12 protein-coding genes are annotated in these 20,666 nt (G+C 65.2%); 5 read left to right on the top strand and 7 right to left on the bottom strand.

Going from position 1 to position 20,666, the window contains the following annotated elements:
• Positions 1-16 precede the first annotated feature (16 nt).
• From LJY25_RS08530 to LJY25_RS08520, 3 genes are all read right to left on the bottom strand, one after another.
• Complete coding sequence (locus tag LJY25_RS08530; RefSeq protein WP_227607900.1) at positions 17-274, bottom strand: hypothetical protein; 258 nt, start codon at positions 272-274, stop codon at positions 17-19.
• A gap of 200 nt (positions 275-474) precedes the next feature.
• Entirely contained in the window at positions 475-873 is a 399-nt protein-coding gene (locus LJY25_RS08525) for a hypothetical protein (protein ID WP_227607899.1), read from the bottom strand.
• A gap of 35 nt (positions 874-908) precedes the next feature.
• Entirely contained in the window at positions 909-1,922 is a 1,014-nt protein-coding gene (locus LJY25_RS08520; RefSeq protein WP_227607898.1) for a chemotaxis protein CheB, read from the bottom strand.
• 261 nt (positions 1,923-2,183) lie between these two features.
• On the opposite strand from LJY25_RS08520, the gene LJY25_RS08515 reads away from it, so the two are divergent.
• The 3 genes from LJY25_RS08515 to LJY25_RS08505 all read left to right on the top strand — a co-directional run bounded on the left by LJY25_RS08515 (position 2,184) and on the right by LJY25_RS08505 (position 10,792).
• Positions 2,184-5,234 carry a CheR family methyltransferase gene (locus tag LJY25_RS08515; RefSeq protein WP_227607897.1) on the top strand — a complete coding sequence of 1,017 codons (3,051 nt, stop codon included), beginning with the start codon at positions 2,184-2,186 and terminating at the stop codon, positions 5,232-5,234.
• A 94-nt stretch (positions 5,235-5,328) separates the two neighbouring features.
• Complete coding sequence (locus LJY25_RS08510) at positions 5,329-8,100, top strand: PAS domain S-box protein (RefSeq protein WP_227607896.1); 2,772 nt, start codon at positions 5,329-5,331, stop codon at positions 8,098-8,100.
• A 460-nt stretch (positions 8,101-8,560) separates the two neighbouring features.
• Positions 8,561-10,792, top strand: coding sequence for a PAS domain-containing sensor histidine kinase (locus LJY25_RS08505; RefSeq protein ID WP_227607895.1), 2,232 nt, complete (start codon positions 8,561-8,563; stop codon positions 10,790-10,792).
• A 240-nt stretch (positions 10,793-11,032) separates the two neighbouring features.
• Here the strand turns inward: LJY25_RS08505 and LJY25_RS08500 are convergent, their stop codons facing one another.
• Positions 11,033-11,704, bottom strand: coding sequence for a response regulator transcription factor (locus LJY25_RS08500; RefSeq protein ID WP_227607894.1), 672 nt, complete (start codon positions 11,702-11,704; stop codon positions 11,033-11,035).
• A gap of 159 nt (positions 11,705-11,863) precedes the next feature.
• Entirely contained in the window at positions 11,864-13,279 is a 1,416-nt protein-coding gene (locus LJY25_RS08495; protein WP_227607893.1) for a sensor histidine kinase, read from the bottom strand.
• A 142-nt stretch (positions 13,280-13,421) separates the two neighbouring features.
• Between LJY25_RS08495 and LJY25_RS08490 the strand changes: the two genes are divergently transcribed.
• Both LJY25_RS08490 and LJY25_RS08485 read left to right on the top strand, forming a co-directional pair.
• Positions 13,422-14,201 (top strand): GLPGLI family protein, encoded by a 780-nt coding sequence (locus LJY25_RS08490; RefSeq protein WP_227607892.1) that lies wholly within the window; start codon positions 13,422-13,424, stop codon positions 14,199-14,201.
• Between the two features lie 12 nt (positions 14,202-14,213).
• Complete coding sequence (locus LJY25_RS08485; protein WP_227607891.1) at positions 14,214-17,021, top strand: outer membrane beta-barrel protein; 2,808 nt, start codon at positions 14,214-14,216, stop codon at positions 17,019-17,021.
• Between the two features lie 292 nt (positions 17,022-17,313).
• On the opposite strand, the gene nagB is transcribed toward LJY25_RS08485, so the two are convergent.
• Positions 17,314-19,233: a glucosamine-6-phosphate deaminase gene (nagB, locus tag LJY25_RS08480; RefSeq protein ID WP_227607890.1), complete on the bottom strand. Its 1,920-nt coding sequence runs from the start codon at positions 19,231-19,233 to the stop codon at positions 17,314-17,316.
• Positions 19,234-19,540: 307 nt separating this feature from the next.
• Entirely contained in the window at positions 19,541-20,584 is a 1,044-nt protein-coding gene (locus LJY25_RS08475) for an NAD(P)-dependent alcohol dehydrogenase (RefSeq protein WP_227607889.1), read from the bottom strand.
• Between the last annotated feature and the right edge of the window lie 82 nt (positions 20,585-20,666).

Below are 20,666 nucleotides of genomic sequence, written 5' to 3'. Positions count from 1 at the left end.
AGCAGCCGGCCCAGGCCTACTCCTGGGTGAGCAGGCCCAGCAGGTAGCCGGCCGCGGCGGCGGGGCTGCTGTAGTACACCTCGGGCTGCCGCCAGTCGCCCACGAAGGCCTCGACGCGGGCCGTGGGGTGGTCGGGGCAGAGCACGTAGGCCATGCCCCGGCGCAGGCGCCGGGCGTACACGTGCAGCGACTTCGCCCAGCAGGAAGGCGGCTGCGGGCAGCTGCGGAAACCGGCTTCGTAGAGGTGATGGGGCGTGAGTAGCGTTGCGGGCATAAGCAGGGCGTAACGGAGCACAAAAGCCGGAGCAGTTCCGGGGGAAGCGTGTCGCCGGCGGCGGGCAGCGGCGGAACTTCCTTTCGTCTTGCAAGTTACGCCCGGTTCGGGCCGGCTTTGACCGGGTAACTACCGATTTGCCCGGGGCGGGCTACTGAATCGGGATGGGGTAGAAATACGGAGCCGCAGCCCGGCCAGCGTCAGCGCAGGAGTACCCGCCAGTTGGCCTGTTGCAGCTCCGCCCCGTCAATCGTCAGCCGCTTGTAGGCCCGGTGCCGGATTACGCTGTCCATGTGGCCGTAGCGGAGAATGGAGTCGACCGGGTAGATAAACAGGTGCAGCTGGTGGTTGCGGCTGCCGGCCAGGTACTGCGGCCACCCGTACTTACCCGGCTGCATCAAAGCCAGGCTGTCGCCGCTGGCAATGGCCGTGCGCAGGAAAAACTCTTTTTGCCCGGGGCTCGGGTAGGTAGGCACGGTGTCCGGCTCCGCCGCTACGGCCACCCGGCTGGCGAGCTTATTGACCGTGAGCACCCGGTAGTCGAAGTACTCGCAGGAGCTGAGCAGCAGCAGGAGCAGCGGAAAGGCGGACCGTTTCATGCCGGTAAGGTAGCGGGCGGTGCGGGGTACGCGGGCTACCCCTCGTCCGGCGTCGTTTCGGCCGGGGTGCTGCTGGGCATGCCGTTGAGCAGGAACTCGCGCAGGCGGTTGATGTGCTTCTTGATTTCCTCGGTGCGCTCCTCCTGCTGAATCGACCAGGCGCCTTCGCCGCGCACGGCCATGCTGGTGAGCAGGTTCTTGCGCTCCTCCATCATGCGCAACGCCACCCACAGCGTTTCCTCCAGGGTTTCCTGGTGGTTTTTGAGCAGGGCGTCGGCCGAGAAGGCGTGGCCGGTGTGACAGCGGTAGCGCAGCAGCTTGCCGTGCTTCACCTGCCAGAGGTTGCCCCCGCAGTCGGGGCAGGTCATAGCGACCAGGGTGCCTAGTTTATCTACTTCCGTGATGGTTCCCACAACGCGCTCCGCAATGGCGGCCTCCATTTTTATGTCCTCCGGCACGGGTTTCGGGTCCCGGATGGGCTGGTTAACAAGTCGGGTGAGCAGGGGCCCCAGCTCGTGCAGGGGCACTACGTAGTCGATGTCCACGTTGCGCAGCGCGCTTTCGGGCATGCTGGAAAACTCGGCCTCGTGCGGGTCCTGCACCACGGCCAGGCCGCCGCAGCGCTTGACGAACTCCAGGCCGGAGGTGCCGTCGTGGAGCATACCGGTCAGCACCACGCCAATGACGCGGGAGCCGTAGGCCGCAGCGGCCGAGCGGAACAGCGCGTCGGCGGCGGGGCGGTAGTGATTTTCGCGCGGACCCTTGGTGACCAGCATCCGCCCGTCGCGCACGAGCAGGTGGCGGTCGGCGGGGGCCAGGTACAGATGGCCGTTCTCGATGGGCAGCTCCGGCGAGGCCAGGTGACAGTACAGGTCGGTGTGGTTGGCGAGGCGGTTGACGAGGTGAATGCCGGACGAATCGGGGGCCAGGTGCTGGACCACCATGACGGCGGCGGGCAGGGTATGGGAAAGCTGCGATACCAGCTCGGTGAGGGCCGGCATGCCGCCGGCTGAGGTACCAATGACGATCAGGTAGGTGGGCTCGTTCACAAGAAGAAAACCAGGGTGGAGGGGGCCGCACAGGCGGAATGCACGTATCTACGTTCCGGGCCAGGGTAGGGGTATTCAAAATAGCGAAATTGCGCGCAGAGGACCAATGGCCGAGCTTCCGCGGGCCGGGGTTTATGGCTACTTTTGAGGGCTGAAGCGCCCGGGCTGCGTCCTGGCCCTGACGGAACGAAACGGAACACCCGCTGTTTCAACCGAAACCGGAACCCCGCCGGCTGCTGTTGCCACTACCTGCCCATGCCCATGCCCAACCCCGCTGAATTCGACGACTACCAGGACGCTGACGACGAGCAGCAAGTCGTTGAGATTATCAACCCCGAAAACGTGCCTTCTTCGGACCTGCCGCTGTCCGACACGCAGCTGGACCTGGTGCGGCAAAGCGGCAACCCGGGGCAGGTAAAGTTTCCCATCGTGGGCATCGGAGGCTCGGCCGGCTCGCTCGAGGCCCTGGAGCACTTCTTTCACCACCTGCCCCTGGATACGGGCATGGCCTTCGTGGTGGTCACGCACCAGGCGGCCAGCCAGGCCGGGCAGCTGACGCAGCTGCTCCAGCAGTTTACCCGCCTGCCGGTACAGACCGCCCAGGACGGGATGCCCGTGCGGCCCAACCACGTGTACGTAAACCCGCCCGACCAGGAAATCTCGATCCTGCACGGCACGCTGCTGCTGTTTGAGCCTACCCAGGCGCGCAGCAAGCGGATGCCCCTCGACTACTTTTTTCAGAGCCTGGCCAAGGACGCCCGCGACCGGGCCATCTGCATCATTCTATCCGGCATGGGCTCCGACGGGGTAATCGGGCTGAAGATGGTGATGGAGAATTTCGGGCTGGTGATGGTGCAGAGCCCGGATACGGCCGAGTGCAGCGCCATGCCCCGGGCCGCCATTGCCACCGAGTTCGTGGACTATGTGCTGCCCGCCGACCAGATGCCGGGCCGCCTGCTGGAAATCATGGCCCGCCCGCCCCAGAGCCGCCGGCCCCGGGGTGGGGCGCTGTCGGCCTCCGAGCCGGCGCACGCCCTGCAGAAAATCTTTATCCTGATCCGGGAGCGGACCGGCCACGACTTCTCCTTTTACAAGCGCAACACCGTGTTTCGCCGCATCGAGCGGCGCATGGGCTCCCACCAGATCAAGGAGTTCCCGCTGTACGTGCGCTACCTGCAGGAAAACCCGGACGAGGTAGACCAGCTGTTCCGGGAGCTGCTGATCGGGGTTACCAAGTTTTTCCGCGACCAGGAAGCCTTCGAGCTGCTTAAGCGCTGCCTGCTGCCGCTGCTGCGGCAGAAGCCTGTCGACAGCACCATCCGGGTGTGGGCCCCGGGCTGCTCCACCGGCGAGGAAGCTTACTCCCTGGCTATTCTGCTGCTGGAGTGCCTCGACGCAGTGGAGCCCGGCCGCTACCTCAAGGTTCAGATCTTCGCCACCGACATCAACCCCGAGGGCATCGAGTTTGCCCGGGCCGGCATCTACCCCGAAAACATCGTGGGCGACGTGAGCCCCGAGCGGCTCAAGCGGTTTTTCACCAAAGTCGACTCGTCCTACCAGATCCGTAAGGAAGTGCGCGACGTGGTGGTGTTTGCCCTGCACAACCTCAACAAGGACGCGCCCTTCACCAAGCTCGACCTGCTGGTGTGCCGCAATCTGCTGATCTACCTGAGCGCCGAGCTGCAGAAAAACCTGATTCCGGTGTTTCACTACGCCCTCAACCCGAGCGGCATCCTGTTCCTGGGCCCATCGGAAAACCTGACCGGCTTCCAGGACCTGTTTTCGCCCCTGGATCTGAAGTGGAAGATTTCGCGCCGCCTGGAAGGCACCTCCTCTCTGACCCGCCTGGCGAACTTTCCGTTTTCGATGTCGCGGCACCCGGCCGCGCCCGCGCCCGCCAGCTCCGCTACCATCCTGACGCCCGCCGCCCGCAAAGACGGGCCGTTTGCCTCGCTCGTGCAGCGCCTGCTGCTGCGCCACTTCACGCCCCCGGCCGTGGTGGTCAACATCCGGGGCGAAATCCTGTTCGTGAACGGGCGCACCGGCAAGTACCTGGAGCCGGCCCCCGGCCTGGGCGCCATGAACCTGTTTGAGATGGCCCGCGAAGAGCTTAGCTACGAGCTGAGCGGGGCCGTGCACCAGGCCAGCACGACGCGCCAGGAAGTAGTGGCCGACAACGTGCGCGTGCGCACCGAGAGCGGCTACCAGCTGCTGCGCCTGACCGTGCGCTACCTCCAGGAGCCCGAGCTGCTGGCCGGGCTGCTGCTGGTGGCCTTCGAGGACATGCCTACGTCCCGGAAAGTGCGCGCGGGCAAGGCCATTGCCGGCTCCGACCTCACCCGCGACGCGGTGGTGGCGGCCCTGGAAAAAGAGCTGCAGTACACCAAGCACCGCCTCCAGACCACCATCGAGGAAATGGAAAGCTCGCTGGAAGAGCTCAAGAGCACCAACGAGGAGCTGCAAAGCGCCAACGAGGAGCTGCAAAGCACCAACGAGGAGGCCATGACCAACAAGGAGGAGATGCAGAGCCTGAACGAGGAGCTGATGACGCTGAACATGCAGTACCTGAGCAAGACCGAGGAGCTGAGCCAGGCCGCCAACGACATGAAGAACCTGCTCGACGCGACCGACATTGCCACCATCTTCCTCGACAACGACATGGTGATCAAGCGGTTCACGGCCCGGGTGGGACGCATTCTGCCCCTGCTGCCCTCCGACGTGGGCCGGCCGATCAGCCACTTCACCAGCAAGCTGCGTCACGACACGCTGGTGGAGGACATTCAGCAGGTGCTGGACCGGCTGGTGGCCGTGGACGCCAACATCCAGACGACCAGCGGGGAGTGGTACGCCATGCGCATTCTGCCCTACCGCACGCTCGACAACTACATCGGCGGGGCCGTCATCACCTTCACCGAAATCACCGGGCTCAAGCAGCTTGAGGAGCGCCTGCGCGCCAGCCGGTCCTTTGCCGAAAGCATCGTGGAAACGGTGCAGGAGTCCTTGCTGATTCTCGACCACAACCTGTGCGTGCTGGCGGTAAGCCGCCACTTCGGCGCTGCGTTCCACACCAACCCCGACGAGGTGAAGGGCCGGCCTCTGGCCGAGTTTGCCGGCGGGGCCTGGGACCAGCCGGCTCTGCGCCGGGAGCTACAGCGCCTGCTGCAGGGCGCGGAGCTGGAGTTCGAGGATCTGGCGCTGACCGTGACGCTGCCGGACCGGGCGCCTCAGGCGGTGCGCATCTACGGCCGCCACCTGCGCAGCGACGGTCAGCATACCGAGTGCGTGCTGCTCGGCATCAAGGAAATAAGCTAGCCCCGGCCTCAACGGCTAGGGGCGGCTGCGCCCGGCCCGCCAAATCTGCAAAGGCCACCCCCGCCGGAATGGGGTTTATTCCGTAATCTACGCTATGAGCGAGACCGAATCTTTGGGAGCAGCCGACCGGCCGGGAAGCCTGCACAAGGCCCTGCACGAGCTACGCACCCGCGCCGACCAGCGCCGCCACCTCGTTACGATGTCGGTGACAAACCACTCGCCGGAGGAGGTGCAGCGCATGGTGCAGGAGCTGCAGGTGCACCAGATCGAGCTGGAGATGCAGTACGAGGAGCTGCTGCGGGCCCAGATGGAAGCCGAAACCGTGCGGGCCCAGTTTATCGACCTCTACGAGTTTGCCCCCATGGGCTATTGTACCGTGGACGAGCAGGGCGTGATTGAGCAGCTCAACCTGGCCGCCACCCAGCTGCTGGGCACGGTGCGCCAGCAGCTGGTGGGCCGCCAGTTTCCGCTGTTCGTGGAAATGCAAAGCCGCCAGGGTTTGCGGGCGTTTCTGCTGAAGGTGCTGGCCGCCGACACCCGCCAGAGCTGCGAGCTGACGATGCAGCGCCAGGATGGTACGCCCTTCGTGGCCCGGCTCGAGGGACTGGCCATACGCCCGCCCGGCCAGATAAAAGCCACCCGCTGCCGTCTGGCGCTGATCGACGTTACGGCGAGCCGCCGCACCACCGAAGCGCTGCAGGCCAGTGAGGCCCGGTTCCGCAAGCTCTTCGAAAGCAGCAACGACGCGGTAGTGCTGCTCCAGGGCCGCAGCTACCTCGACTGCAACGAAGCGGCGCTGCGCCTGCTGGGGGCCTACCGCAAAGACCAGCTCGTGGGCCAGCTGGCCTGGAGCCACGCCCCTGAGCATCAGCCCGACGGCACGCGCACCGCCGATATGTTCCTAGCGGCCGTGCGCGAGGCGCTGCGGCGCGGTTCGATGCGCTGCGAGGCCCTGATGTACAAGCTCACCGGCGAGGAAATCTGGGTGGAGGCCGTGCTCACGCCCATCGAGCTGGGCGGGGGCGAAGGCGTCGTGCACGTGGTGTGGCGCGACGTGACGGCCACCCACCAGGCGGCAGCGGAGCTGCGGAAAAGCGAGGAACACCTGCAGCTGGCCCTCGATGCCTCCCGGACCGGCATCTTCACCTGGAACATGGTCGCCGGCACGATCCGGCTGGACCGGCGGGCCCGCATTGCCTTTGGCCTGGGCGAGGATGCTGACGTGCTGCCCATCGGGGAGGTGCTGGGCCGCTTCCATCCCGACGACGCCGACCGGGTGAATGCCGCCACTCAGGCAGCGGTCGACAACCGGACCCTGCTGGCCCTGGAGTACCGCCTGCTGTTGCCCGATGGCACGGTGCGCTATATCTCCTCGGCCGGGCAGACCATCGTGGAGCGGGGCCAGACGATAGGCTTCACCGGCGTGGTGCGCGACGTCACGGCCCGGCGCGCCGAGCAGGAGGAGCTGCACTTCAAAAACCTGGTCGTGCAGGGCGTACTCGAAAATCTGCCCCTGATCCTGAAGCGCCTCCGGCCCGACGGCACCATCGTCGAGCTTTCGGGCGAGGGGCTCCGGGTTCTGGGAGCAAACCCGGCCGAGCTGGTCGGCCGAAACATCGTAGACCTTTTTCCCGAACACCACGACTGCCTGCAAACGCTGCTGAGCGGGGGGCGCACCGAGTACGTGAGTGAGCTGAAGGCGACTGGCCGCCCAGTGTACTTCCGCAACTATGGCTTCTTCGACGAGCAGCGCCAGGAGGCTATTATCGTGGCTATCGACGTGACGCAGGTGGAAGAGCAGAAGCGCCAGCTGCACCTGGAAAAGGAATTTTCCGAAAGCCTGCTTGATAACAGCATCGACGGCATCGTGGCCATTGACCGGCAGGGACGGGTGGTGGCCTGCAACAAGGTGGCCGAAATCTTCTTTCTCGACCCGGAAAAGGCGCTGCGGGGTCGTCTGCTCAGCGAGCTGGTGCAGCACGTAGAGCCCAACCTGCTGGAGCGGGTAGTGGACGGTGCCTTGCAGGGCGAGCGGCTGATGCTGCCCGGGCTCACCATTGCCCGCAGCGCCGGGCACTTCGACGCGTACTTCACGCCCCTGCTGAAGGTGGATAATCCCGATGCCGGCCTGCCTGCCGTGCTGCAGGCAGACGCCGAGGGCATCAACGGTCTGGCCCTGGTGGTGCTACGCGACGTGAGCGAGCGGGACCGGCTGATGCAAGAAACGACTGCCCTCAAGCTACGGCAGCAGCAGGAAGTGCTGGCTGCTATCCTCACCACCCAGGAGCAGGAGCGGCGCCGCATTGCCGAAAGCCTGCACAACGGGGTGGGGCAGTTGCTGTACGCCACCAAGCTCAACCTGGAAAGCAACATCAAGCCCGTAGTGGCCGGCCCAGTCGTGAAGCTGCTCGACGAGGCCATCAAGGCCACCCGCACCATCTCCTTCGAGCTGACCCCCGGCATCCTGGAAGACTTTGGCCTGAAAACCGCCCTGGAAGAGCTGGTCAAGCGGATTCCCAGCCAGAAGCTCAACGTGCAGCTCAACCTGGAAGGGCTGCGCGAGCCGCTGCCGAAAAACTCGGAAGTGGCTATTTCGGTGTACCGCATCGTGCAGGAGCTGCTCAACAACATCATCAAGCACGCCCGGGCGGCGGATGTGTTTGTGCATATCCTGCGCGAAGGCCCGGCCCTGCAGATTCTGGTGGAGGACGACGGGGTGGGCTTCGACGCTTCCGCCATGGCATCGGTGAAAGGTATCGGGCTGGCCGGCATCCGCAACCGCGTGGACCTGCTCGGCGGCCAGCTCAGCATCAACTCCCGCCCCGGCCGCGGCACCATCGTCACCATCGACCTGCCGGTGAAGTAGAAAGCTGAGCCCCTGATGATGGGAGTAAGGCAAGACGGGTCAGACTGAGCAGCCCGGGGGATAGGAAGTCAGCCAAGCAACTTCCGCTTGCTGATGCTTGAGAAAAAGAGTGGTTCGGAACAGAACGTCATTCCGAGCTTGTCGAAGAATCCCGCGTGCTGCCGTATGGGGTAATAAGAACGTCATGCTGAGCAGAGCGAAGCATCTCTCCCGCTTCGCTGGGGTTACTAAGTCAACGAAGCTCGCGAGATTCCTCGGCTTCGCTCGGAATGACGTTCTAATTAGGTGATGATCGGGCTGGCTGGCGGCTTGCTTCTACGAAGTGGTAGGGCTACTTCATTTCCGCGGGCAGCTGCTCCGATTCCATCTGCCTTCGCCAAGTCCCGGAAAAAATTATATTTGTTAGCGGCCGGTGGGGCGGGGCCGTACGCCGGACAAGCCCCCTTTATTTTTAGCCGCCATGTCTGCCGCGTCCGTCGATTTTGAGTTGCTGTTCGCGTCCTATCCTGGGTGCTGTGCGGCCCTGTCGCCCGAGCTGACCGTGCTGGCCGCCACCGATGCGTTTCTGGACCTGGTGCAGCAGCCCCGCGCGGCCGTGGTAGGCCAGCCCCTGACGGCCGTGTACCCGGCCGAAAACCCGGCCACCGCCGGGCAGCTGCAGCTTGCCCTCGACCAGGTGCGCCTGCACCGGAGCCGCCACGCCGTGGAGCTACCACCCGATGCGGCCCGGCCGGGTCAGATCTGGCGCGTCACGCACTGGCCCGTGAGCGACGCCAACGGCCGGCTGCGCTACCTGATGCACCACGCCCAGGACGTGACATCGGAGCACGCCGCCGAGCAGCAGACCCGCTCGGACTTCGGCCTGCTGGCCACCGCCACCCACGACTCGATCTGGGACACCGACCTGCGCACCGGCCTGACCTGGCGCAACGAGCATTTTCATAAGGTATTTGGCTACAACCCCGGACCCGAAACCCAGACCGCCGGCTTCTGGGAAGCGCACGTGCACCCCGACGACCTGCCCGGCGTACAGGCCCAGTACGAAGCGGCTCTGGCCGGCACCGACGCCGTGATTACCACCGAGTTTCGGTTTCGGCGCGCCTGCGGGGCCTGGGCCGAGGTGGTCGACCGCGCCTGCATCGTGCGCGACGAGCAGGGCCGGGCCATCCGCGTGCTGGGGGCCATGCAGGACGTGACAGCCGAGCGCGAGGCCCGGCGGGCCCGGCAGGAAAACGCCCGCCGGTTCCGGGCCCTGGCCGAGCTGCAAAGCCAGTTTGTGTGGACCAGCCTGCCCGACGGCCGCCAGGACTACGCCAATCCCTACTGGCTGAGCTACACCGGCCTCACGGAAGAGCAAAGCTATGGCTACGGCTGGATGCAGGCCCTGCATCCATACGACGCCACCCGGCTGCGGGCCCGCTACGCCCGCCCGGAAGAGCTGGAGGAAGTATTCGATCTGGAGCTGCTGGTGCGGGAAGCCGCCACCGGGCAGTACCGCTGCTTTCTGACCCGCTCGGCTCCGCTGCGCGACGGCAACGGCCGCATTGTGCAGCGCATCGGCATGGCCACCGACATTCAGCAGTACATCGACGTGCAGGAGCAGCTGCGGGCCACCACCGAGCGGTTCCGGGTGCTGTCGGAAGTTATCCCCCAGCTGGTCTGGACTTCCGACGCGGCCGGGCAGGTGCAGTACTTCAACCAGCGCTGGCTCGACTACACCGGCTACACGCTGGAAGACAGCCTGGGGCCGGCCATGTGGAACGCGCTGGTGCACCCCGACGACCGGCAGGCCGCCCGGGCCCGCTGGACCCACTGCCTTTTCAGCGGCGACTATTACGAGGCGGAGTGCCGCCTCCGGTCCCGGGACGGCAGCTACCGGTGGTTTCTCAACCAGGCGCTGCCTTTGCGCGACGACCACGGCCGCATCCTGCAGTGGTGCGGCTCCTGCACCGACATCGACGAGAAAAAGCAGGCCCAGGTCCGGCTGCAAAGCCAGAACGACGAGCTCACGCGCACCAACCAGGACCTGGACAACTTCGTGTACACGGCCTCGCACGACCTGAAGCAGCCGATCAACAACATGGCCGGCATCTTCGAGGAGCTGATGCGCACGGCGTCCTTTACCGACCCCGAGGCCCCGGCCATGGTGAATATGTTCGGGCAGGCTTTGCAGCAGATCTACACCACCATCCACACGCTGTCGGAGCTGGTGCAGGTGCAGCGCGAACCCACCGAGGAGCTGCCCGAAACGGTGGACCTGGCGTTGCTCACGGCCGAAATCGTAGCCAGCCTGCGCGAGCAGGTTCGGCACGGCGAAGCCCGGATCGAGTATGATTTCTCCGCGGCTCCCGTCGTGCCCTTCCGGCGCACCAACCTGCAGAGCGTGCTCTACAACCTGCTCAGCAACGCCCTCAAGTACGCCAGCCCCGACCGGCCCGCCCTCATCCGGCTGACGTCGGCCCCCGAGAGCGGCGGCGTAGTGCTCACCCTCACCGATAACGGCCTGGGCATCGACCTGGACCGCTACGGCAGCCAGCTGTTTCAGCTGTTTCGGCGGTTTCACTCCCACACTGAGGGCACCGGCATGGGCCTGTACCTCGTCAACCGGCTGGTGCAAAGCCACGGCGGGCACGTGGAAGTCAGCAGCCGGCCGGGGGAGGGTACCACGTTCCGGATTTACTTTAAGGGGTGAGCTGCTCAGCGTGGTTAAAGGGGACGCTTATTCCGGGCTTGCCGATGTCCCGCAGGGTAGCGAAGCTGTTCTTGCGTGCTGATGTTGTTGGGAAAAGCACGTCATGCGAAGCATCTCGGCCGCTTCGTTGAAATTACCGTCACAACATCAGCACGCGAGATTCCTCGGCTTCGCTCGGAATGACCGCCCTTTAACCTTCCCTTCGCCGGTCAGCAGCTAAGCTCGAAGCACCTCTGCGAGCTAGAGCATCAGCTTGTAGCCCACGCCGCGGATGTTTACGATCTGCACCCGGGCGTCGGGCCGCAGGTGCTGGCGGAGCTTGGTGATGAATACGTCGAGGCTGCGGCCGTTGAAGAAGCTGTCGTCGCCCCATAGCTCCCGCAGCACCGCGCCGCGCTCCAGCACCTGGTTGCGCTGGTCGTAGAGGCGCTTGAGCAGCTCGGCCTCGCGGTGGGACAAGGTTTTCTCCTGCCCGTCGAGCAGCAGCTTCTGCCGGGGGTAGTCGAACTGAAAGCGGCCCAGGGACAGCATGCCGGACGCCGGAGCGGACTGGCGGCGGGCCAGCAGGGCCTGAATCCGCACAATCAGCTCGTCCATGCTGAAAGGCTTGCGCAGGTAGTCATTGCCGCCCAGCTCAAAGCCCCGGACCACGTCGGCGGGCTGGGAGCGGGCCGTCAGGAAGATGATGGGTACCTGCTGGTTTTCGCGGCGGATCTGCTCGGCCAGGGAAAAGCCGTCCAGCACGGGCATCATCACGTCGGCCACCACGATGTCGGGCGGCTGCTGCCGGAACAAGGCCAGGGCCTGGGCGCCGTCGGCGGCGCACTGCACGGCAAAGCCCCGCATGGTGAGGCTGTCCTGCACAATCAGGGCCAGCGCGGCTTCGTCTTCAACCAGCAGTACGGAGGGCATTTTTTTAAGTTGTTAGCTGTTTTTTATTAGTTGTCAGTTGTCAGTTGCTCGTTGTCAGTTGTTCGTTATCAGTTCTGCGTTGTCAGTTCCGGGAAATGATTCGTGAGGACGCAGCTCCGTCGTTTCTGACAACGGACAACTATCAACTGACAACTGATGTCACCCCACCGGAATCCACAGGCTGAACTCACTGCCCTGGCCCGGCTCGGAGCGTACGTCGATGTGGCCGCCGTGGCGCTCCACCACCTGCCGCACGTAGTACAGGCCCAGGCCAAAGCCCTTGACGGGGTGAAGGTTGCCGGTCGGGACGCGAAAAAACCGGTCGAAGATGGCGGGCTGGTAGCTCCGCGGAATGCCGATGCCGTCGTCCTGCACCGTCAGCCGCCAGCCGCCACCCTCGCGCCGCCCCCGGATGCCGATGCTGACCTGCTCCCGGGAATACTTGATGGCGTTATCGATCAGGTTGTTGATGACGTTGCCGACGTGAACGCGGTCCAGCAGCAAAGAGTCGGTAGCGGACAGGTCCACGGCGAAGTGCACGGGCTTGGGAGACTTAAGCTGGTAGTGCGCCACCAGCTCCCGGACCAGCTCGGCGGGGCGCACCGGCTCGGGGTTGAGCGTGAGCGGCTCCCGCTCTTCGGCGGCCATGTGCAGCACCTTGTCCACCAGCTCCGACAGGCGGTGCAGCTCCTGCCGGGAAATCGACAGGTAGGTCTGGGTTTTCTGCGGGTCCTGCAGCGCGCCGAAGTGCTGGAGCGCCTCCACCGCTGCCGACACCGTGGCCAGGGGCGTCTTGAGCTCGTGGGTCATGTTGTTGATGAAGTCGTTTTTCACTTCGGAGAGCTTTTTCTGGCGCAGGATCGTGTTCAGCATCAGCAGAAAGCAGCCCGTGGTAAGCGCCAGCAGCCCCACCGAGCCGGCCAGCAGCCCGCCCATCCGGCGCAGCACGTAGGAAGTGGGCGGCCGGAAGCTGGCCTGCACGTGCAGGGGGTTGTCGTCGAGCAGGTCGCTCAGCGGTACGGCCTTGGTTACGAGGGAGTAGCCGGGCCGGGCGGGTACGGGGCGGCGGACAACCGGTGCCCCGAATCCCCGGGTCAGCCGCACGGTGTCGAGCCGGAACTCGGCGTCGGCGTCGCGACGGCGCAGCTCGGCGTGGTAGCTGGCCGCCATTTTCGCCAGCTCCGCCTTGACGTCGGTGGGTTTTGCCGGCTGGGAGGCAGGCCGCTCGCCGTGATGACGGACCAGGTTTTCAACCCGGAGCCGGGCCCGCCGGCCCGCCGCGTGCCCTGGCGCACCCGACGACAGCACAATCACCCGGCTGGCGCTGTCGTCGGTGGCGTTGAACTGGCGGAAGATGATGCGGTCGGCCCGGCCCCCGGCCTGGGAGCGGACGATCAGCCGGGCCGCCGACACCTGCTGGCGCAGCATCACGGCCAGCAGCGCCTCGTTGGCGGTGCGCCCGAACTGGTCGACGGTGAGCTGGTAGGTGGTGTAGAGCCAGTAGGCCTGAAAGCCGTTGATGCCCAGGATGCACAGCGTCATTAGCCAGAAGATGGAGCGGATACGCCGTTTCATGGGCCGGGGCAGAAGGTCGAGGACGAAAATACGGGGTTCAACCCGGTAAGCGGGCGGCGTTAACACTGTTTAACACTTGATAACGGTGCTTAACAGAAGAAAGCCGGTGCTTTGTGACGTTCCATTCAACGCTCCTGCTCCCATGAAAAAAGCACTTCTCCTCCTGGCTGCCACCGCCACCGCAGCCACCGCTACCGCCCAGACGTCGGGCCACATTCAGTACGAAGTAACCCAGAAGGTTGACCCCAATGCCCGCCGCGTTATCATCAACGGCCAGGAAGTAAAGCCCGGCAGCCCCGACTTTCCCGCCGACATTCCCGACACCCGCAGCTTTGCCATGACGCTGACTTTCGCCGGGCCCTACGCCAAGGAGGAGCGCCAGGGCAATGCCATGCGCATGGTGATGAGCAACGGCCCCGGCACCGCCCCCCAGGTGACCAACCTGGGCCGGCCCTTCGAGGAAGCGGTGTACGTCAACCAGGCCGAGCGCGCCTTTAGCACCGTGCTGACGGTGAAGAAAGACGGAGCCACGTCCACCTACCAGGCGGCCGTGCCCTTTGCCCCGGCCGCCGGCTGGCAGGACACCGACCAGACCAAGAAAATAGCGGGCTACACCTGCCGGAAAGCCACGGTGCCGTTTAAAAAGGAAACCTACACCGTGTGGTACACCACCGAACTCCCCTTCACCTACTCGCCCGTCAAGGAGCTGCTGCCCGCCAAGGGTGTGGTACTGGCTTTGGAAGGCAGCGGCGAGCAGTTCCGCGCCGGCAAGGTGGACGCAAAGCCCGTCAAGGAAAGTGAGGTGCGCCCGGCCCAGTCGGCCCAGACGGTGACGGCGGATCAGCTCCAGGACGTGCGCCAGAAGGCCCTGGCTGATTTCCGCCAGAAGATGCTGGAAGGGCCTGAAGGCGGCCTGCGCTAACCCTGCTGAGTGATGCGCTACCTGCTGCTGCTGGGCCTGTGGCTCGGCTGTTTCCTGGCTTCGGCCCAGAAAGCCCCGGCTACTTCGGGCAAAAGCCTGATTACGGGCATGGTGCTGGACTCCACCTCCGGCCAGCCCCTGCGCGAAGCCTCCGTCTCGCTGCTGGCCGCCAAGGACTCCACCTACCTGAGCTTCACCATCACCGACGGCGACGGGCGCTTTACCCTGCGCAACGTGGCCCCGGGCCGCTACCAGCTGCTGCTCACCTTCCTGGGCTACCCCAGCCGCCGTTTGCCCGTGCAGATCAGTCAGCCGGGGCAGCCGCTGGACCTGGGCACCCTGCGCCTGCTGGCCCGCACCAACATGCTGGGCGAAGTGAAGGTGGTAGAGGAAAAGGCCCCGGTTTCGATGCGGGGCGACACGCTGGCCTTCAACGCCAACGCGTTTAAAACCCAGCCCAACGCCGCCGTGGAAACCATGCTTAAAAAGCTGCCCGGGGTGGAAGTTGACCGCGACGGCACCATCCGGGCCCAGGGCCGGGAAGTAAACCGCGTGCTGGTCGACGGCAAGCCCTTTTTCGGCGACGACCCCCGAATGGCAACCCGCAACCTGCCCGCCAACATCATCGACCAGGTGCAGCTCTACGACCAGCAAAGCGACCAGGCGGCCTTTTCCGGCATCGACGACGGCAACCGCCAGCGTACCATCAACCTCGTTACCAAGCGCGACAAGCGCAAGGGCTACTTCGGGGCTAACGGCGGGGGCATCGGCACCGACGGCCGCTACTCGGCCCGGCTGGGCGTAAACCGCTTCAACAACGGCCGGCAGATTTCCGCGCTGGGCATGGCCAACAACGTCAACCAGCTGGGCTTTTCGGACGGCAGCGGCGGCACCGATACCGGCTTTGGCGCCGGGCCGGGCGGTCCGGTGGGCCGGGGCGGGGCCATCCTGATGGCCGGGGGCGGGCGGATCAGCACGGGGCAGGGCGGCAGCAGTCAGCCGGCCAGCATCACGGAGTCGGCCGCGGGCGGGCTCAACTACCGCGACGCCTGGGGTAAGCGCACCGAAGTAGCCACCAGCTACCTGGCTTCCCGCGCCACCGAAGCCACCGAGCAGCAGCTGCACCGCGTGGGCGGGGCTGCCCCGGGCAACCCGGCCGGCCAGGAAGCCCAGGCATTGGTTACCGACCAGGATGCCACCGGCCGGGTGCGCACCGACGCCCACCGCTTCAACCTCCGCCTCGACTACCGCCTCGACACCCTGACGACGCTGCGCTTTACGCCGTTTGCCTCCTGGCAGAACGCCGGCACGAGCCGCGAGAACCGGCAGCAGTCGATGCTGGGCGCCCGGCTGCTGAACATGGGCCAGAACCGCTACGCGGCCGACGGCACCACCGGGGCCGGCAGCGGCAACCTGCTCTTGCTGCGCAAGTTCGGGCGCCAGGGCCGTACGTTTTCCGCCAACCTCACCGCTGGCTTCAACGACCAGTCGACCAACGCCATTAGCCTGGCCGAGAATACCCGCTACGGCGTTGGGGGAGTGGGCCGCACCGAGCAACTCAACCAGCGGCTCGACCAGCAGAACGGAGCGGACAACCGCAGCCTGAACCTGTCCTATGCCGAGCCTTTGTCGCTGACGACCAAGGTCGAGGCCCACTACGGGTTTGCCAGCAACCTGGGCCGCAGCAACCGCGCCGTCACCGACTTCTCCGTCGGCAGCGGGCAGTACGACCAGCCGAATGCCCAGCTCAGCAACCAGTTCAGCAGCGACTTTCAAACCCACCGCGGCGGCCTGACCGTGCAGAACCGTCGCCTGCGCTACACCTATTCCCTGGGCCTCGACGCCCAGCAGTCGGAGCTGGGCGTCGCCAACCAGACGGCCGATACGACGATGACCCGGCGCTACGTGTACCTGCTGCCCAACGCCCTGCTCACGTTTACCGCACCCGGGGGCCGCAACTTCCGCCTCGACTACCGGCCCCGCGTGCAGGCTCCCGCGGCCAGCCAGCTGCAGCCCGTGGCCGACTACACGAATCCGCTCAACATCCAGGCCGGCAACCCCAACCTGCGGCCCGAGTACGTGCACACGCTCACGGCCACCTACAACCAGTTCAACGCCGTAAACAACCGCAGCGTGTTTCTGCTGCTCAACGGCACCCGCATCGAGGACCGGATTGTGGGCGCCACCACCTTCGACCCCAGCGGAGCCCAGACGACGCGGCCGGTGAATGCCGACGGCTACGCGGCGCTGAACGGGTTTCTGAGTCTGGGGCAGCGCTGGGCGGCCCGCAAGCTCAACCTGAATCTGACAACCAACGGCAACTACAGCCGCAGTCCGGGCTTCGTGAACGGGCTGGCCAACGAGGCGCGCACCTGGAGCGTGGGGCAGGGGGTGAGCCTGAACTCCAGCTTCAATGAAAAGCTGGAGCTGGGCTTGAGCGCCAACCTCACCTACCGGCGGGCCCGCTACGCCCTGCTGCCCGGCCAGAACACCGACTTCTTCACCCAGACCCTCACCGCCGATCTGTACTACCACCTCACCGACCGGCTGGTGCTGACCACCGACTTCTGGTACCGCGCCAACCCCGGTGGGGCGGCCGGCTATGGCGAGGGCGTGGCACTGTGGAACGCGGGCATCACCCAGCAGCTGTTTCGCAACAAGCAGGGCGAGCTGAAGCTTCAGCTCAATGACGTACTCAACCAGAACCAGAGCCTCGTGCGCAACGTCACCGACACCTACGTCGAGGATGTCCGTAGCCGCGTTTTGACCCGCTACCTGCTGCTGAGCTTTACCTACAACCTGCGGCACTTTGGGGTGTAAGGGAGCTTCAAGCAACAGGCTCCAAGCCGCAAGCTTTGTGCAACGTCATGTGAGGCAGCGCTGAAGGGCGGAAAAGCAGGCTTCGTTGCGGTGTTGTTGCAAGAAAAAGGCGGTCATTCCGAGCGAAGCCGAGGAATCTCGCGTGCTGACGTTGGAATTAGTAATCCAACGAAGCGAGCGAGATGCTTCGGTTCCGCCTCAGCATGACCGCCTTTTATAGCAGCTGTATCAGGATGGCTTTTGACCCCAGAATCATGAGGTTAAAAAGCTTGCGGCTTGCAGCTTAAAGCTCTTAAAAGTGCCAGCGGACGAAGGCTTCGATGGCCTCGTACTCGGGCAGGCCGAGCTGGTCGTAGAGGCGGGCGGTGGTGCGGTTGCGCTCCTCGGCCCGCTGCCAGAACTCGCGCTGGTCGGCGCCGGGGAACAGGGGCCGGTCCTTCTGGCTCTGGTGCTTGAAGATGGCCCGGCGCTTGCGCGTCAGCTCCTCCGGGCTCAGGGGCACGGCCATTTCAATCTGGTCGACGTCCCACTCCTGCCAGGCCCCGCGGTAAAGCCATACCCAGCAGTCCTGCAGCCAGGGCGTGCCCTGGGCCTTGAGCCGCTGCACGGCCTGGAAGATAGCCGACAAACACACGCGGTGGGTGCCGTGCGGGTCGCTCAGGTCGCCGGCGGCGTAGATCTGCTGGGGCTGAAGCCGGTTGAGCAGGTCCATTGTGATCTGGATGTCTTCCTCCCCCAACGGCTTTTTGCGCACCCGGCCGGTTTCGTAGAAAGGCAGGTCCTGGAAGTGGGCCCGCTCGTCGGGGTCGAGGCCGGCGTAGCGCAGGGCGCTTTTGGCTTCTCCGCGCCGGATCAGGCCCTTCACCTGCTGCACCTCGGGCGAGTCGACCTGACCGGGGGCTTTGTGGCGCAGGGAATCCGCCACGCGGTGGTAGAGGTTTTCGGAGGGCTGCTGATCGAGGCGGAAGGCCTCATCGTAGTCGGCTACGAACTCGGCAAAGCGGATGGCCTCGTCGTCGAACACGGCAATGTTGCCGGAGGTCTGGTAGGCCACGTGCACCTCATGCCCCTGGTCTACGAGCCGCAACAGCGTCCCGCCCATCGAGATGACGTCGTCGTCGGGGTGGGGCGAAAAGATCAGGGCGCGCTTCGGGAAGGGCGTGGCCCGCTCGGGGCGGTAGGTATCGTCGTCGTTGGGCTTGCCCCCGGGCCAGCCCGTGATGGTGTGCTGCAGCTCGTTGAACACCTTGATGTTGATGGTGTAGGCCGAGCCAGATTCGGCCAGCAGACCCGACAGGCCATGCTCGTTGTACTCGGCGTCGGTGAGCTTGAGAATCGGCTTCTGCAGAGTGCGGGCCAGCCAGGTCACGGCCTTGCGCACGGTAGCGGGCTGCTGCCAGTTGCAGTCCAGCCCCGCCAGCCAGGGCGTCTTGCGCTGGGTCAGCTCGGCCCCGGCGGCCTCGTCGAGCACCACGTCCACGTTGGAATGCTGCTGCAAATAGGTGGCCGGCACCGAGTCGGTGGGCTCGCCTTCGACCATGCGCTTGACCACGGCGGCCTTGCCCTCGCCCCAGGCCAGCAGCACGATGCGGTGCGCTTCGAGGATAGTGCCCACGCCCATCGTCAGGGCGCGGCGGGGCACGTTTTCCTCGCCGTAGAAGTCGGAGGCGGCGTCTGTGCGGGTGATGTGGTCGAGGGTGATGAGGCGGGTGCGCGACTGGGCGCCCGAGCCGGGCTCGTTGAAGCCGATGTGGCCGGTGCGCCCGATGCCCAGCAGCTGAAGGTCGATGCCGCCAGCCTGGCGGATCTGCTCCTCATATTGCCGGCAAAACTCCGCCACCTGCTCCTGCGGCAGGGTGCCGTCGGGGATGTGAATGTTTTCGGGCAGGATGTCGACGTGGTCGAACAGGTACTCGTGCATGAAGCGCACGTAGCTCTGCAGCGAATCCGGCGCCATCGGGAAGTACTCGTCGAGGTTAAAGGACACGACGTTGCGGAAGGAAAGGCCTTCCTGCTGGTGCAGGCGCACGAGCTCCTCGTAGAGGCGGGTAGGAGTGGAGCCCGTCGCCAGGCCCAGCACGCAGGTGCGGTTTTCGGCGGCCCGCTGCCGGATCAGCTCGGCAATCTGCCGGGCCACGGCCACCGAGGCCTGCTCGGAATCGGGGTAGATGGTGGTGGGAATCCGCTCGGTGCGGGCGTCAGAAACTGTCATGGTCAGGTGGGGTGACGGGTTACAGTGAGCCGCCAAGGTAGCCGGAACCCCCGCTCGGTGCAAATAGCCCGTTGCGCTTTGCTGACCTATTGCCTAGACACCGGAACGTCCTTCCGAGCGAAGCCGAGGAATCTCGCGTGCTGACGTTGGATTACTACCACAACGACAGCACGCGAGATGCTTCGCTCCGCTGTCCTTCGGTTCGCTTCGTTCTGCATGACAGCCTTTTTTTACAAACGAAGCGGTAGGGATGCTTATCAATGCGAAGCATCCCTACCGCCTTTCTGGTTTTTCTTTGCGTTTCCCGCTACAGCGTGGCCATGTCAATGACGAAGCGGTACTTGACGTCGCCGTTTACCAGCCGGTCGTAGGCTTCGTTGATCTGGCTGATCGGAATTACCTCCACGTCGGAGGTGAGGCCGTGCTCGGCGCAGAAGTCCAGCATTTCCTGGGTTTCCCGGATGCCGCCGATGTGGGAGCCGGCCAGGCGGCGGCGCTGCCCGACCAGCGGGAAAATGCCGATCTGCGGGGCTTCTGGCGGCAGCCCTACCATCACCATCGTGCCGTCGAGGCGGAGCAGGTTCATATACGGGTTCAGGTCCATGTTGGCAGCCACCGTATTGATAATCAGGTCGAAGTAGGTACGTACCTCTTTCAGCGCTGCAGCGTCCTTCGTCACCACAAACCTGTGGGCACCCAGCGCCCGGGCGTCGGCTTCCTTGCCGGGGGAAGTGCTGAGCACGGTTACCTCGGCGCCCATAGCGGCGGCCAGCTTTACGGCCATGTGGCCCAGGCCGCCCAGACCCACAACCCCCACCCGGGAGCCGGGCCCGGCCTGCCACTGCCGCAGGGGCGAGTACGTGGTGATGCCCGCGCACAGCAGCGGCGCCACGCCGGCCAGGTCGAGCTTGTCGGACACCCGCAGCACGTAGTGCTGATCCACCACAATCTGGTTGGAGTAGCCTCCGTAGGTGCGGGTGACGCGGTCCTGCTCGGTACTGTTGTAGGTAAAGGAAATATGCGTTTCGCAGTACTGCTCGAGGCCCTGCTTGCAGTTGGGGCAGCTGCGGCAGGTGTCGACCATGCAGCCCACCCCGGCCAGCTCGCCCACGCTAAACGTGTTTACCTGGGCGCCGACCGCCGTGATGCGCCCCACGATTTCGTGGCCGGGGACCATCGGGAAAGTAGAGCCGCCCCACTCGTTGCGCACCTGGTGAACGTCGGAGTGGCAGACCCCGCAGAACAGGATTTCGATCTGCACATCGTGGGCGCCCAGGTCGCGGCGCGCAAAGGTGAAAGGAGCCAGGGGAGCCTGGGAATCGGTGGCAGCATAGCCTTTCGCTGGTTGCATCGCGCGGGTAGGGTTAAGTGAGGCCGGTGGATATGCCGGGGAAGGTGCTTACCGCAGGGAGCGGGGCCAGGGTTGCCGATTT

The sequence above is a fragment of the Hymenobacter translucens genome (genome assembly GCF_020685205.1).
Taxonomy (GTDB): domain Bacteria; phylum Bacteroidota; class Bacteroidia; order Cytophagales; family Hymenobacteraceae; genus Hymenobacter; species Hymenobacter translucens.
Note: the sequence above shows the minus strand (reverse complement) of the source record. Positions and strands in the feature narration are given on the sequence as shown.